The organism is Natrinema sp. DC36 (assembly GCF_020405225.1).
GTDB lineage: Archaea > Halobacteriota > Halobacteria > Halobacteriales > Natrialbaceae > Natrinema.
Window position 1 is genome coordinate 154,917 of the sequence record NZ_CP084474.1, and the last position, 14,142, is coordinate 169,058.

Annotated in this window: 15 protein-coding genes; 8 read left to right on the plus strand and 7 right to left on the minus strand. The window is 51.7% G+C overall.

The genetic code is table 11. The features are described 5' to 3' along the window. Positions 1-439: 439 nt before the first annotated feature. A complete protein-coding gene (locus LDH74_RS23365; protein ID WP_226043138.1) occupies positions 440-1,360 on the plus strand; it encodes a phosphatase PAP2 family protein in 921 nt (306 codons plus the stop codon). A gap of 231 nt (positions 1,361-1,591) precedes the next feature. Here the strand turns inward: LDH74_RS23365 and LDH74_RS23370 are convergent, their stop codons facing one another. Together LDH74_RS23370 and LDH74_RS23375 are read right to left on the minus strand one after the other, a co-directional pair. Continuing rightward, positions 1,592-1,870, minus strand: a complete 279-nt coding sequence (locus LDH74_RS23370; protein ID WP_226043139.1) for a PadR family transcriptional regulator — start codon at positions 1,868-1,870, stop codon at positions 1,592-1,594. Positions 1,871-2,484: 614 nt separating this feature from the next. Then, positions 2,485-3,063 (minus strand): hypothetical protein, encoded by a 579-nt coding sequence (locus LDH74_RS23375; RefSeq protein WP_226043157.1) that lies wholly within the window; start codon positions 3,061-3,063, stop codon positions 2,485-2,487. A gap of 275 nt (positions 3,064-3,338) precedes the next feature. Here LDH74_RS23375 and LDH74_RS23380 point away from each other — a divergent pair, with 275 nt between their 5' ends. Then, positions 3,339-3,545, plus strand: a complete 207-nt coding sequence (locus LDH74_RS23380; RefSeq protein WP_226043140.1) for a hypothetical protein — start codon at positions 3,339-3,341, stop codon at positions 3,543-3,545. Positions 3,546-3,739: 194 nt separating this feature from the next. Here LDH74_RS23380 and LDH74_RS23385 read toward each other — a convergent pair whose 3' ends face one another. After that, positions 3,740-5,455: a hypothetical protein gene (locus LDH74_RS23385; protein WP_226043141.1), complete on the minus strand. Its 1,716-nt coding sequence runs from the start codon at positions 5,453-5,455 to the stop codon at positions 3,740-3,742. 80 nt (positions 5,456-5,535) lie between these two features. Next, complete coding sequence (locus LDH74_RS23390; protein ID WP_226043142.1) at positions 5,536-5,754, minus strand: hypothetical protein; 219 nt, start codon at positions 5,752-5,754, stop codon at positions 5,536-5,538. Positions 5,755-6,644: 890 nt separating this feature from the next. Here LDH74_RS23390 and LDH74_RS23395 point away from each other — a divergent pair. Then, entirely contained in the window at positions 6,645-7,157 is a 513-nt protein-coding gene (locus tag LDH74_RS23395; RefSeq protein WP_226043143.1) for an SHOCT domain-containing protein, read from the plus strand. Between the two features lie 229 nt (positions 7,158-7,386). On the opposite strand, the gene LDH74_RS23400 is transcribed toward LDH74_RS23395, so the two are convergent. The 3 genes from LDH74_RS23400 to LDH74_RS23410 form a co-directional block, all read right to left on the minus strand. Then, on the minus strand, positions 7,387-7,680 hold the full coding sequence (locus tag LDH74_RS23400) for an amphi-Trp domain-containing protein (RefSeq protein ID WP_226043144.1): 294 nt from the start codon (positions 7,678-7,680) through the stop codon (positions 7,387-7,389). A gap of 144 nt (positions 7,681-7,824) precedes the next feature. Then, entirely contained in the window at positions 7,825-8,646 is an 822-nt protein-coding gene (locus LDH74_RS23405) for an IS5 family transposase (RefSeq protein ID WP_226043145.1), read from the minus strand. Positions 8,647-8,849: 203 nt separating this feature from the next. Then, a complete protein-coding gene (locus tag LDH74_RS23410; protein ID WP_226043146.1) occupies positions 8,850-9,155 on the minus strand; it encodes an ArsR family transcriptional regulator in 306 nt (101 codons plus the stop codon). A 175-nt stretch (positions 9,156-9,330) separates the two neighbouring features. On the opposite strand from LDH74_RS23410, the gene LDH74_RS23415 reads away from it, so the two are divergent. The 5 genes from LDH74_RS23415 to LDH74_RS23435 all read left to right on the plus strand — a co-directional run bounded on the left by LDH74_RS23415 (position 9,331) and on the right by LDH74_RS23435 (position 14,103). Next, positions 9,331-10,251, plus strand: coding sequence for an ABC transporter ATP-binding protein (locus LDH74_RS23415; RefSeq protein ID WP_226043147.1), 921 nt, complete (start codon positions 9,331-9,333; stop codon positions 10,249-10,251). Then, entirely contained in the window at positions 10,248-11,099 is an 852-nt protein-coding gene (locus LDH74_RS23420) for an ABC transporter permease (RefSeq protein ID WP_226043148.1), read from the plus strand. Before LDH74_RS23415 ends, LDH74_RS23420 begins: the two co-directional genes overlap by 4 nt. A gap of 46 nt (positions 11,100-11,145) precedes the next feature. Beyond that, positions 11,146-11,892 carry an ABC transporter ATP-binding protein gene (locus tag LDH74_RS23425; protein ID WP_226043149.1) on the plus strand — a complete coding sequence of 249 codons (747 nt, stop codon included), beginning with the start codon at positions 11,146-11,148 and terminating at the stop codon, positions 11,890-11,892. Continuing rightward, on the plus strand, positions 11,892-13,526 hold the full coding sequence (locus LDH74_RS23430; RefSeq protein ID WP_226043150.1) for a hypothetical protein: 1,635 nt from the start codon (positions 11,892-11,894) through the stop codon (positions 13,524-13,526). The genes LDH74_RS23425 and LDH74_RS23430 overlap by 1 nt, the downstream gene beginning before the upstream one ends. Positions 13,527-13,863: 337 nt before the next feature. After that, entirely contained in the window at positions 13,864-14,103 is a 240-nt protein-coding gene (locus tag LDH74_RS23435) for a hypothetical protein (protein ID WP_226042875.1), read from the plus strand. Positions 14,104-14,142 lie beyond the last annotated feature (39 nt).

Sequence of the window (14,142 nt, forward strand, 5' to 3'; positions counted from 1 at the left end):
ACAGGCACGTGTAGAGCCCAATCTGCTGACTAGATGCTCTGTATCTTACACGCGGTTTGTACCACATCTCTGAGAATTAAAAGCTAACCACGATATATGCATACCCTGTACTGAGCGATCTAACTTGGTCGCATTTGCAGATGACCCTGTGCGAGGTACGCGCGTTGGATACCGCAGAGGCACTGAGAACAGTCACCAACGGAGGATTTCAACAAAGCCGCCTATTCTGTCTGACTGATTCGGCTACAGAACCGTTCAGGGAAGACGGCTCTGTTGAATCCGCAGATGGAAACGGGATAGGCGAAGCTCACAGGTGTGAGCGAAGCGGAAGAAGAGAATGTGCCTAAACCCCTCTTCCGCATCGAACTGGTATCGACACCAAGTGAAGATACAAGGCGAAATGCTAACAACAATCGGAGCCGAACATTTTCGCATAGAAATGCTCAGCGATGACCGTGGAGTCGGAATTAGCGAGGCACTTCACGGGTTGGCACATGACCCGGTTCTCGTTTTCTTTTCGCTGTTGACCCAGATCGCTGATGTCTGGTTTCTCTTTTTGCTGGGCGGCGTACACTATATCGTCGGCGACAAGTTCCTGAAGTGGGGGATCGACCGGCGACGTGGTCTGTTCGTTCTCGGACTCTTACTGACCTACGTTGCTCTCGTCGGAGTGCTCAAGCAGACTTTCATGGTCCCGCGACCGCCGGGAGCAGGTACTCCACCGGACATTCAATGGATTCCGTCTGCACTTCAAGGGGTGTTCGCTAGTATTTCGACGGGAGATGGATATGGGTTTCCGAGCGGCCACGCCCTCGGAAGTACGCTGGTGTGGGGTGGATTCGCGCTCGTTGTCGGAAAAGAGAAACTTTCGCGTGCGTGGCTCGCCCTTGCAAGCGTCGTAATAATCATCGTCTCGCTTTCGAGAGTCATCTTGGGGGTTCACTACCTTGTTGACGTCGTAGTCGGAGTCGGTATCGGAATCGTAGTTCTGGGAGCACTCTACAAGGTCACTGATCACGGTACTGCCCCTGGCCGAGTACTCGTGTTCGCCGTGGGTATCGGAATTCTGGGATTGATTCAGGGAGTGACCTTTGATAGCGTAGCTGCAGCCGGGAGCGTTGTTGGTGCGTGGATCGCTTGGCGTGCCGTCGGTGATTTGACGCCAGCTCACCCATCGAATCGCCCAGAGGTTGTTGCCAGTCTCGCCATCTTCGGACTCGCTGGCGGCTTCTTCGCGCTCTTGTACACCCTCAAACCGTCGTTGCTGGTCACGTTTTTCGGCGCTACTATCGCCGTCGGCGGTGTCGTTGGTGCACCGCTGGTTGGTAATCGACTCGTCGAGCGGTCGGGAGAACGGTAGACATATTCGATGTTTCGTGGTACCGTCAGTTCATCCCGAGGGAATCGTTCGTGCTGATCTCACGCTCTGGATACAACCGGTCGTTCTTGACAGCTATCGGTGGGATCAATTTCGGCTCCGTTACCTACTTCGTCTGTACTTGCCGCGAGTTTCACACCTAACTCTGAATAAAGAAACTGTACTACCAACTACTGTTATTGTGAGAAATGAGAATGAGCCAATCAAATCTGCCTATACGTCTTCGATGTACTGACTCTCCCACTCATGGCGGGCCTTAAGTTCTCTATATCCCCGATCAGTGATCGTATATGAATTCGTCCGTTTGTCGAGTGAGCCTTTCTCAACCAGCCCTTTTTCGACGAGCGTATCGAGATTTGGGTAGAGCCGTCCGTGGTTAATCTTTGTTTCGTAGTAGTTTTGGAGTTCATCTTTTATCGCCAAGCCATGAGGCTCTTTATGGCCAGCAATGACGTACAGCAAGTCGCGTTGGAAGGCTGTTAGATCATGCATGGGTGTGAATTTCTCGCTCACAAGAATAAAACTGCTCGTTTAGAGTGAGACTCTATCGACGATCTTCCGCGATCAGCACTGAATCTCGACTGGATCTTCTGCCAGTAGATATGCGTCTGGATTTCCTTCTTCATGAACACAGAGCCCCGCTTGAGTAAACGCCACTGCCAATCGTGGTGCATGTCCAGCAGGAGCGGGGATGTGACCGTGTTCAAGGCCGTGAGCTGGAAGAACGAATTCAGATACCATAGGATTGTTTCTTGGAGAGACTACTTCTGGTCATAGGAGCCTACAATGAGAATTGTCACGGCTCTCCTGCTGACTCGCCATCTGAAATCTCGGCGTAGGTCATACAGGAGGGACATCCGTGGATGTTATTCTCATCAACGGCAAAGACACGGACGAACGTTGAGGTAACGTGACTTCCACAGTTGGAACATTCAGGCATATTGATTTGTTCGTTTCGATGTTTAGGATTTAGCATCCTTGAGTGTTACGTAGTTTCCCTGTGCTGAGCGGTAACTACAGATGCATACTGAATAGACATATCTGAAAACTACCAATCTCTCAATTGGGAACACCAATTGGAGTCAGTTTCCAATCAATCGTGCAGGCTAGTTTCCTTCGATTGCGTCGATAACCATCGCGGCAGCCACTATCGGTTCCCGTGGGACAGAACTGGTATCTTCGATATTGACGTCGTACCGGTCTTTCATCGAGAGTTGGCCGGAGATCGTTCCCACGTGCCCGCCGTCGGCGTCGGTAATCTCGTAGTGGTGTGGGATCAGATTACCCAATAGTCCCCTGCGGAATAGGCCCACAAACTTACGAGAGGAAATCTCCGCCAGTTCAGCATCGGTCTCGGGATCGCGGATCGTCCAACTTGCACCCTTAATCTGTTCGAGAATGGAGTACTCGTGATCGAGGACGACGATGTCCTCACCGCTTCGGGCCTCCGTCAGGACGTACTGGCCCTCGTAGTCTCGGATCTGCTGAGCGTTTACCGTGAACACATCTTCGCCGTTCTGGTCGAAGAATGGGAACTCCTCTTTGAGTTTGAACGTCTCTTGCTTCCCCTGAAGGACCGTATTGCCGCTGTCGTCCTTCGCTGTGTACTTGTTTCGTACCAAGCTCTGTTCGACGGTGTAATGATCGGACGACAGGTTAAGTCCCTGGATATCGTATTGTCCCATAGACAAATTGATGACTCGGAGTGGGAAGAAGTACACGGCTTCGGAAGATGAGTGATAATGAACAGGCCGAACTCACTGATAATTAGATCCTGGCGGATCTGCAATATTGATCGGTGCATGCTTCACCTGTACTGAGCGATCCGTGAGTCCCCTATACTGAACGATAGGTCGTCACCTCTACTGACGGTAACTACGTGTGCGAACTGGCCGAAATAGGACTCTGAACTGTTCCTGTCGAACGGCAGTTATTTCACTTGAAACAGACTAATAAGGTTATGGAACTTCGCAAATTGGTCTCTGCTCAGCTCCCTATAGCAGTGGTAGCCTCAATCGCAATCGCCGCTTACAACCTCTATACTGGTGAAATAACTACTCTGGTGCCACTTGTTATTGACTTTCTCATAAACACGGTCCTGCTCATCGTCGCCTTCGTCGGGGCCGATATGGTTTGGAATCGGATGTTTGATAAAGACGGTGTGTGAGTGGCCTGTACTGAACGATCCGTGGGTTCTCTGTACTGACCATAGCAACCCGAAATCTATCACTTGTTAAGGATTTCAACAGAGCTGCTCCATTAAAATCCTCAGGGAGTTATCTGTTCATCTCTCGATCGTCCGCCGCGACCCGCCGGATGTCCTCCATCACGTTGTCAAACTGGAATTCGAATATACAGTCGTTATTGGTCTGGACCCTGCCAGCGAGCCACCTCGCCTGTTGCGCCGTTAAGAGTTGCAAAAATAATTACTTCATCGCCGTCTGAATCGACGGCCGTCTGGAGTGTTGTCTCTGCTGACACAGCCTCGGCGGCACCAATCGACCCAGCGTAGTCGGCAAACGATCCAGGGGCCTCAGTCGGTTGTACAACGAGGACTTCTGCCATCGTCTCTTCAACAATCTCGACAGAGAGGCTTCCAAAGTCGCCAGCATTTGGCGGTTCGTACTCGAAGGAGAGTGCGTCTTCCGGAACGACCACTTCGTCGGTCAGTTCGTCACTGGGAACTCCAACGGTATCGAGTTGGCCGATCGCATCATCGTCGGTAACTGCAAACACAGTCACTTCGTCGTCTTCGTCGGGATCGACTTGGACAGGGACACCGTCCCCAGCGCTAATCGTGCTGTTCGTCCTGGTAACTTCGTTTTCCCCCCAAGACCCGGCTTCGACACGGAGCCCTGTTGCGTCCGTGTCTTCTGTGACTTGCACCCAGAGCTGCGGGAGACGTTGCCCGGTCGCCGGCTGGTACCAGTATTCAAGCGCATCGAGTGGAACAAGCTCCCGCGCTTCTTCGGGTGTAATTTCTTCCCGCTCGTCGCTACCAGCTCCGTCACTCATGGTCCCGATCTCTTCTACGTCGTACGTCCCGTGTGCGATGGCGCGATCGTCATCGACATCCACTGTGGCATCGACTGCCGCCGATCCGAACGTCGTCTCAACAGTTGTTTGCCTGTCTTCGCTGAGTTCGTCGGCAGTCAGAGCAAACCGAGAGTCGATGGTTGCTGTCTCCGCGTCGACCTCAATAGCAGTTACAACGTCTTCGCCTACTGCTGGTTCGAACTGTAGCTCGTCGCCGGTGAAAGCTGTGACATCGTCAAGAGTATATTCACCTTCATGAACCGGACCAATCGTTCCAAAGATAATGTCGCCCTCACCGGCCTGTTCGAGTAGCCACGTAGCAGTTTCGTGTTCTTCGGTGATCTGGGGCCGGTCATTATCGTCAGTTTCGGCTATTCGTTCCAGTTGATCGTCGTCGGGCGCAGCCAACACTGTTGTTTCGCTGATCGCCACTACTAGGGTGTCTTCAACCTGCTCAGGAACGTCGGTCGGTTCGTAGCGATCGAACCCGTGGACGGTGCCGGATTGTTCGTAGGTGGCCGCAAATGGGGTTGAATCGTCGGTAAGTCGTTCGTTTAACTCCTCGACGTCAAACGCTCCTGTAAGCACAACGGCTTCGTTGACAGCGAGCAGTTCGTCAGCCTCCGACTGCGTCGCCGTTTCCGGATCGACAACAGCAGACAGGTTGGTACTCGCTAGCGAAAGCACAGACAGGCCGACAGCTGAACCACCGACCTCGGACGGAAACGTCATCAGCGGATCGTCGATCGAGTCGTCCAGAGAGAAACCTCCCCCGCCCACTTCGCTGCTTGTGTCGAGGCTGGCGTACGAAAATAGTACAGAGTCGTCGTCCAGAAGCCAGTCCGCATACGCGGGGAGTGACTCCACATCATCCGTTGTCTCGTCCGTTGTGGGTCCGTCGTCTACTTCACTGTCGTCGCCGCCGTCAGCCGCGTTGAGACAGCCAGCAAGTGCAACTGACCCCGCACCGATGCTCAGCAGTACCGCGCGTCGGCTTCGACTCTCGGATTCGGATGTTGAGGGCTCATATTCGGGGGGCATACTGGTATTTTCTATTTCAGTGAAATATAGTATCTTCGAAACCACCTAGTGTGGAGAGGCTCGGGTTGGTTCGACAACTACTATTCAGGAGGAGAATTCGGTCCCACTTTCGGTAAATCACGACGATTAGCAAGGGAGTACAACAATACGACAAAACCGGCTGTCGGCACGATGATTCCAGGTTCGTACTTAAGGGGCTGTTTGAGGCTGAGCCGCTTGGCGTCGTATCGCACGAGCGGCCAGGCGGACAGTTGTAGAGAGGTGACGAGAACCAGCAGCAAGACAACGAGGTCAGACATTAGACTTCGGCTCCCTGTTACAGAATCGTCTATCGATGAATTGTAACTTTATGACTATCGGCTCTGTTGAAATCTCTTCTTTAGATATATTCTCCTCTAAAATAGCGTTTCGCTGAAGACTGCGAATTGCCAATCGGCAAAACATTTATTTTCACATCTGGCCCCTCTTTCATATGGAAAGTCGATGGCTCCTATTGGGTTTCGGCCTGCTATTTGGAGCCTTGCTTATCGTGCATATCTATCAGGGAAATTCAGTCCAAGCTCTAATCGCGGTCGTTTTCACAATATTCGGTCTCGGTGGCTTTTGGTGGAACACAACTCACGAAAACACGATTGAAACGAGATTTTCACTGTCTGACTAACGTGCGATTCTGACCGTCTGTAATTACCGAAGCGACTCACCACATCAAGGGGAGCTCTCACCAGCCGATTTGGAGTGAAACAGCCGTTAGGGAGGTATGCGAACTTATCGGATTTTCACCGACCGCAAACGTTATACCGGTATAGAAGTTATTATTCTGATATGTATGGAACTGTTCGGGATTCGCTTGAAGACTGGTATAATCCGAGTATTCAGTCTGCGGTGATTGTCTTGATGGGTTCGAGTTTTAGCCTCTTTCTGTTCCTCAACAGTCCCGATTTTACGAACCCGTACTACGTTTTCGGAGTCGGAGTGATGGGCTTCGCAATCGTCTTTGCGGCGCTTATGCTCATTTCTGTGCTACTGAAGCGCCGATAGACTACTACCCTGTACTTACCGAAGCGATCACCACATCGAGGGGAGTTCTCACCAGCGGGTTCCGAGTGAAACAGCCGCTCAGTAGGTGTGCGAACTGAACATTGCTCCGTGTTCGGTACGTTTTATCCTATTCCGCGCTAATATTTGAGCTATGGTTTCCCGCCACTGGCTGTATTTCGGTGGATTCGTAATCACTGGAATCCTGCTGATCGGTGCTACTCTGATGGGAATCGTGGACAGTCTATCAGCCCTCTCAGGTAGTGTACCCACTAGTGAGGAGTTCATTCTGATAGCAATGCTCGGGGCAGCCGCTGAATGGGTGATGATCGTCCTTGTCCTCGGGTTAGTCGCAATGGTCTTTCTCGCTGCGACAGTTATCTCTGTCCTCCGAACCGCGTCTCTTCCCCGCGACGATAGACTGGTCTCAATCGTCGAATGGGTTGAACAGAGGTACCCGGTCCTCCGTCGATTCGATGTCACGGAAAAGGTCAGCCCGACAACCGAGGATCGACGACAGCAACTCAAAGACCAGTATATCTCCGGTGAGATCAATGATGCCGAATTTGAACGGGAGATGGAGCAGCTGATGAACGACGCCGCATCAACGGAGGAGTCACAGTCCGGAACCGAGACAACAATCGAAACCGATGACAAATCACGATGACTATAACCTCTGCATTGGTCCGTTAGCAGGTTGTCTCAACAAGGGACAGTTTTACTCCTCCTGATGTATAATAAATAAGACCATCGGTGCATATGACAGAGTTGAACTCTCTGTTGACCGAGTCTGGTGTTCTCTGATGAGCAGTTATTCAGTCTGTCAAACACTCATGTCGCTGAATGAATGGATGCGATTCTTCCACGATTTGCTTCAATAGAAACCGTCAACCGCGTCATTCGTCCGCCGATACCGGTTCGCCGTCTTTCATATGCCATTCGAGTTCAACTTCTAACTCGGCCTCGTCGTCGGTGACCTCGTACTCGACCTCCAGTTCGAAGTGCTCTGGAACCGCCACCGTGAAGCCGTTCTCTCCTTCGATGTCGATTGTCCCATTCTCGACACCATCAGCAACTTCACGGAGAATCCCCGCACCCTCTGTCCGACTCATCACCCGCTCTCCTTCATGCTCCGTCTCATCATCTTCCGATTCCGCTTCGGTCTCGGATTCTTCTTTGTCGTTTGGCATACCGGACCTACAACGGCTCCCAATAAAATATCTCGGTCTATATCTCCGCCTAGTTTGATCGGCGGTAGTCACCACTTCTATCGAGACATCACCAGGAGGATCCTTACTGTATTAAGTGGTGAGTGTATGTTCTATATTGACTGCTTAGAGTGATCGGTCGATGTTGTGACTGAGACAAGCGATAGTGAGTTCACGGAACTGCTTCCACCAGCGTCGTGAGCGAACGAATGCACCGTACTTCCGCTTGAGCGTTGAGTTGACTGCCTCAGATTGACTTCGTTGTCCGTAGAGATTAGCGTCTAAGCGTGCGTTCCATGCCCGATGAAGTGACGCGAACTCACGATGTTTGATCAGTGGACGAACCTCGTATTGACGGGCAAGTCGCCTGATTTTCTGATCGTCGTAGCCTTTGTCATCAAGCAGAATATCGATACTCTCGGGATTGCGCTTGATCAACGACGGGGCGATCTGGCTATCGTGTTTTCGTGTCGTCGTCACGTGTAGGTCGAGGATCGCGTTCACTTTCGTATCGACCAGCAGCGTCACTTTGAGCTGCTGAATCGTGAGCTCAGCCCGTTTCGTGTAGTGTTTCGAGACGTGACTGCGGTCGAATCCTGACGCATCAATCCCAACAACGCCGGCTGTCGGAAGTAACGTCGCTGAGAGAGTCAATAAGATACGCCACACAACCATGTCAAGTCGATTGAACGCCTTACAGAGCGTTGATGGCATAGGAAGCTCGGCTAACCCGAGAACACGACGGATACGTGGCATTTCGATCAGTTCGTCAAGTAGGCCACGGTCGGTTGTGTTCTTTCGAACTTTGAGACACAGCAGAACAACGTGCTGCGGGAGCGTATAGCGGTGTTTGGAGAACTTCGAGGAGTATCGAGAGACGACGCGGCGTGCCAGATGGAGCGCCTTCTCAGTAAACCGGAGAATCTGCGACTTCGGGAGGGCCTTCATCTCGTGTAATTACAGGACGAATATGTAACTCTTTGAGGATTTCAACAGAGCCTGTGGTTTACAGTAGCTATGGCCGTAGTCGGCGTTATAGCTGGGATTTGGTCTCTGGTTGGACAGTACCAAGCGATAACTACTCACCCTGTACTGAACAGCGATTCCAGAAATTCCACCGTTGCAACTATCTTCATCTAATTAGGAATCGCTCAGACCCCACTATCGGTGCCAGTACCGAAAAGATCCGACGGATCACTTGTTTCAGTATTCAGTTCCTCGAGTTTACTACTCTTGATTTTTCCTTCTAAGTACCAGTTCCCAAGCGTTGAAATGGCGTAATAGTCACTCCGATCCTCATCTTTGTGAATTAGTCCATTACTGTTTAATACTCGCACACGGCGTTTCACTTGTGAGTACGAGACTGGCGTGTCAAGATTTGCATGGATAACTTTTGGCGGGGCGGCAACATCAGTCTCACCAAGCCACTCCAGTATTGCATCATCAACCTTCGTCATCCACGACACTAACGGTCGCATCTCTTACGACTAGTTTGTAGTGACGTATAATTATATCGTTGGGTAGCTTATCAAGGTCTATTATACATCTGGATAGTGCTATTTCTTGTCAATTCGCGATTAAAATTGACAAGGTATATGTATCTAGTTCCACAAGGACGGACTGATCAAAACTGTGCCCGCAATTGAGTTATCAAACGTGACGAAACGATACGGTAACGACACGGCTCTGGATGGAGTCGGTCTCACCGTTGAACAAGGCGAAATTTATGGCTTTCTTGGACCGAACGGTGCAGGCAAGTCTACAACAATCAATCTCCTTCTTGATTTTATTCGCCCGACAACAGGTGATGTTCGGGTATTTGATCTGGATGCTCGGACCAACAGTCTCGAAATCCGTAACCGAAGTGGTATCCTTCCCGAAGGGGTCGAACTGTATGATCGTTTGACTGGCCGTCAACACCTCGAGTTCGCTATTGAATCAAAACGAGCTGACGATGATCCCGACGCGCTTTTGGAGCGCGTTGGTATTGCAGATGCAGCCACTCAGAAAGTTGGTGGGTACTCGAAAGGGATGGCTCAACGGTTGGCACTTGCTGCCGCATTGGTTGGAAATCCAGAATTATTGATTTTGGATGAGCCGTCAACAGGTCTTGACCCCGCTGGGGCTCACGACATGCGCGAGATTATCCGCGATGAACGTGACCGCGGTGCAACGATATTCTTCTCATCACATATCCTTGGCCAGGTAGAAGCAGTCTGCGATCGTGTTGGGATTCTTCGAGATGGGCAGATGGTTGCAGAAGATACAGTAGAAGGACTTCGTGACTCTACCTCGTCACAAACGCAACTTCGCATAACGCTTGATCAGACTCCCTCAGATCCATCGGCAGCTCGAACAGCTATCGAATCGATAGACGGCGTTTCGTCGGTTTCAGCACAGGGTACGACGCTTACCGTTTCCTGTGACGATCGCGCAAAGACTACCGTCCTGCGAACAATCGAAGATCAGGGCGTAGCCGTCGAGAACTTCGAAACTGACGAATCCTCGCTTGAAGACCTGTTCATGTCCTATACAACGGAGGCATCCCTATGAGTACGCTCGCTGTTGCGAAGAAAGACTTTCAAGATGCGATCCGATCGCGGGCACTAATCGTCATTACTGGAATATTTGCCCTCCTTACTGGAGGTGGCGCATTCCTTTCCTCATGGGCGGGTGAAATACTTGAGGTCGGTGATGAACAAACAACACTTGATCTCCTCCTTGCACTCCAAACGCCAGCGAGCTTTATCGTACCGATTATCGCTCTCTTGATCGGCTATGGTGCGATCGCTCGTGAGCGAGAGAGTGGGAGTCTCAAGTTCCTCCTTGGATTGCCTCACACCCGACGGGATGTCGTCTTCGGGAAAGTCCTTGGACGAACAGCCGTCGTAGCTGTCTCGATCATGATTGGATTTGCCGTTGGTATGATCGCTATCTTTGCATTCACCGGATCGGTGTCTCCGGTCGATTACATTGCGTTTATGGCAGTGACAATCTTGTTTGGGTTCGTCTACGTCTGTATTGGTGTGGGGATCTCTGCGATGACGCGTTCAACGACTCGAGCGGCAATTGGCGGGTTCGGACTCCTCGGATTATTCTGGCTGCTTTGGGGATTTATTGGTCAAATAGCATTGTATGCTACGACTGGCTCAATCATGGTTGACCAGATTCCTGGCTGGTACATTACCTTTGTCTCGCTCCCACCAGGAGCCGCATACGGGTTGGCCACTAGCGTCGTCCTTGGTGGAAACCCGCTTAGCGGTTCTTTCGGGACAGGGGGAATGATGGATGGAATATCTACGATTGCCACAGAGCCTTGGTTTGGGTTTGTGATGCTTGCACTGTGGGCATTCGTTCCACTCATCCTTGGCCTTCTGCGCTTCGATCGTGTTGATCTCTAACTATGGGGTAGTTCACTGGATATAATAGCTGCAAATCCAATAATACATGGCTGCAATCACAGCAACCGATCTCACGAAGCACTTCAGAAATCAAACCGCCGTATCTCAACTCAATCTTGCAGTCCCTGAAGGCTCCGTTTACGGCTTTCTCGGTCCAAACGGAGCAGGAAAGACCACGACAATGCGAATGCTGACTGGGCTTCTTCAGCCGACAAGTGGGAACGGGACGATTATGGAACAATCGATCCACGATCGACGCGCACTTGTCCAATACATTGGGTACCTGCCAGAAACACCACCGCTCTACGACGAGCTCACTGGTCGAGAGCAACTCGATTACGTCGCTGACCTCCGCAACATCTCGGAGAAACAAGCGGCCGACAAAATCGACACTCATCTCGACACGTTCGACCTTGCAAGCGATGCTGCGAGACGAATTGACGGCTACTCGAAGGGAATGCGCCAGAAACTCGCGTATATCCAAACGATCCTTCACAACCCAGATGTCGTGTTTCTCGACGAACCGACCAGCGGACTCGACCCACGTGCAGCGAGAATTCTCCGAGACCATATCCGCCAGCTCACCGACGACGGAACAACGGTGTTCCTCTCAACACACATTCTGCCAGTCGTCGACGAACTCGCGGACATCGTGGGCGTGCTCAATGACGGGCGGCTTGTCGCCGAAGGGACTCCTAACGGGCTGAAAGATCGCGCAGAATCCGAGAGCCAAAACACACTCGAGGACGTATTTCTTGATGTAACGAGCAGCCCCCGACACGGGTTCGATTGATGACTGGGCTTCGGGATGATTTTCGAGATGGTTGGCGAATCGCACGTGTTGAAGTCCGGCGGAGTATCCGCTGGTACTTCCAGCAACCACGGGCAAAAATCAGCCTTGCACTGTTGTTACTCGTCTTCGGGTCCATATTCCTCTTCGGCGTTGTTCCTGCAGCGTATGCACTTGGGACGACCGTTCGGATCGAACACCAATTTCCGCTGCTGACGGCGCTTCGGCAGCAGATGACGGTCCTGATAGGAGGAGTAATAGTGTTATTCGCCTTCCGGACGATCGAACGCCTCGCGCACATCGACGGCGAAGACCTCATGCTGACGACGACTACTCCCCGGGCGGTCGTAGTCGGGCTGTTGACCGCAGAATCAATACGGCTCCTGCTCTGGCTTGGCCTCCCTACACTCCTGGTGGTGGCAGTATTCGCCATTGGTGCACAGACTCCAGTGATAGCTGTCACTGTCCCTCTTGGGATCGCACCAGTGCTTGCATTTGCAGCAGTTACTGGATATTTTCTCGGGATCAGTACGCTGTATGGCGGCCGATATGTTCCCCTGTCCTCGTCGCTTAAGACGATTCTGTATCCGCTCGGCTTCGTAATAGTTATCGTCGGGTCACAGGTAGTGCCACGGCTGGCGTTCGACGGAGATCTCCCATTCTCGCTCGCGCCGATAGGACAAGCGCTACTGCAGTCACCCTTCGCTTCCTACGCAGATATCTTCCTTCTCGGCACCCCAGTTGCTCGACCACTTTCGCTCACTACTGTTGTGGTCCTCGGTGTACTCCTCGTGAGTATTCCAGCTGGATTCACCGTTTCTGGCCGTCTCGCAACGCGCTTCTGGACGACCAACACGAGCAATCGCATTACCTCATCGGACAACCCAGCCAAAGTGACACCGACGAATGTTCCACGCCCGTTTGCGTGGTGGGAGTCCGGACGTATCGCATGGCACTATCTCCGCTCGGGCCTGCGGTCACCACAGCAGTTTATCCATATGGCGTTTCTTCTGTTCGCATTCGCCCCAATTATCACATCACTCCTCGAGTCACCAGATTTAGTCTCTCTCTTCGCGCTTGGGGGCAGCATCATCTTTGGAGCGCTGCTCGCAGGCTCAGCGTTCGGGTTGAATCCTTTCGGTGACGAACAACGTGTACTTCCGTTGCTGTTACTGACTGCAACGCTCCCGAAGCAGTTTGTTCGTGGGCGGCTCGTCGCAGGGCTTACTCTGTGTCTCCCGTTTGCCATCGTCATCCCAGTCGTTATCGCAGTGCTTGGTCCCCAATCCATCATAGATACAACTGTGTTCATAATTGTGGGTCTCGTAATCGCTGTAGTCAGTGCGACATGGGCGATCGGACTCGGGACGATGTTTCCACGATACGAGTCAAGGACAATGTACGGCGTTGAGACCGTAGTACCGTCGTTTCTCGTCCTCTTCGGCCACAATGCAGTGGTCGGTCTTCTTAGTCTTATCAGCCTCGTGCTGACGGGGATTCTCCTCAATCATAGAGGATCAGTTGGTGGACTAGTGCTAGGCGTAATCGGAGTTATCCTCCTCATCCTATTGGGAACGGCACTTGGTGCATATGTGTATGCCGTTCGCCAGTATCGGACCTATGCTCTCGAGAGATGATCTGATACGGTCTTGGATTACGTAAGGGAACTACCTTCCTCAAGCGAGAGTGTGTTTCCTCGCTGCATCATCCATCACGTCAATGAATTGGCATATAGTGCCGGATCAATCCCGTGACTGAAGTCATGGGCTTTCTCCCTGCATTCCTGTGAAATTTCTGGCCAAAAACAGGAGGCTCATGCGGCAGGGAGAAGGGGTCATAGAATAATTCACAAGGCCTTCTTTTTCGCCCCATTTGGACTGAACTATCCGTTCACTGTATGTGTGAATGGCTCGTCGGCAACAGAACGGTTATCTATCGAAGGAAACTATACACAGGAAAACAGTAATCTATCGTATGGATACCGAAGATCCCCTCATACGTGCTGATGGGTGGTTCTGGCATCTATCCAACGTCATCCTTGGTCCCGCTGTCCTTCTTGCCACTGTTCTGTACGTCCCGCCGGGAACCCATTCACTGAATCTGATTATAGCCGGTGTGGACCCGTTCTATCTCCTTGTTCCCCTCTCGCTACTATACACCTGCTGGTGTATACGTGACCTGTTGAGGTGGTATGAGGGAGACGTGGTGTTGTGATTCGCCACTTCTATCATCTGCACTTACCGTTCGCGGGTA

Excerpts from the sequence above, each read along its gene's own strand:
- LDH74_RS23365 (WP_226043138.1), top strand. The coding sequence starts at position 440 with ATGCTCAGCGATGACCGTGGAGTCGGAATTAGCGAGGCACTTCACGGG.
- LDH74_RS23370 (WP_226043139.1), bottom strand. The coding sequence starts at position 1,870 with ATGCATGATCTAACAGCCTTCCAACGCGACTTGCTGTACGTCATTGCT.
- LDH74_RS23375 (WP_226043157.1), bottom strand. The coding sequence starts at position 3,063 with ATGGGACAATACGATATCCAGGGACTTAACCTGTCGTCCGATCATTAC.
- LDH74_RS23380 (WP_226043140.1), top strand. The coding sequence starts at position 3,339 with ATGGAACTTCGCAAATTGGTCTCTGCTCAGCTCCCTATAGCAGTGGTA.
- LDH74_RS23385 (WP_226043141.1), bottom strand. The coding sequence starts at position 5,455 with ATGCCCCCCGAATATGAGCCCTCAACATCCGAATCCGAGAGTCGAAGC.
- LDH74_RS23390 (WP_226043142.1), bottom strand. The coding sequence starts at position 5,754 with ATGTCTGACCTCGTTGTCTTGCTGCTGGTTCTCGTCACCTCTCTACAA.
- LDH74_RS23395 (WP_226043143.1), top strand. The coding sequence starts at position 6,645 with ATGGTTTCCCGCCACTGGCTGTATTTCGGTGGATTCGTAATCACTGGA.
- LDH74_RS23400 (WP_226043144.1), bottom strand. The coding sequence starts at position 7,680 with ATGCCAAACGACAAAGAAGAATCCGAGACCGAAGCGGAATCGGAAGAT.
- LDH74_RS23405 (WP_226043145.1), bottom strand. The coding sequence starts at position 8,646 with ATGAAGGCCCTCCCGAAGTCGCAGATTCTCCGGTTTACTGAGAAGGCG.
- LDH74_RS23410 (WP_226043146.1), bottom strand. The coding sequence starts at position 9,155 with ATGACGAAGGTTGATGATGCAATACTGGAGTGGCTTGGTGAGACTGAT.
- LDH74_RS23420 (WP_226043148.1), top strand. The coding sequence starts at position 10,248 with ATGAGTACGCTCGCTGTTGCGAAGAAAGACTTTCAAGATGCGATCCGA.
- LDH74_RS23425 (WP_226043149.1), top strand. The coding sequence starts at position 11,146 with ATGGCTGCAATCACAGCAACCGATCTCACGAAGCACTTCAGAAATCAA.
- LDH74_RS23430 (WP_226043150.1), top strand. The coding sequence starts at position 11,892 with ATGACTGGGCTTCGGGATGATTTTCGAGATGGTTGGCGAATCGCACGT.
- LDH74_RS23435 (WP_226042875.1), top strand. The coding sequence starts at position 13,864 with ATGGATACCGAAGATCCCCTCATACGTGCTGATGGGTGGTTCTGGCAT.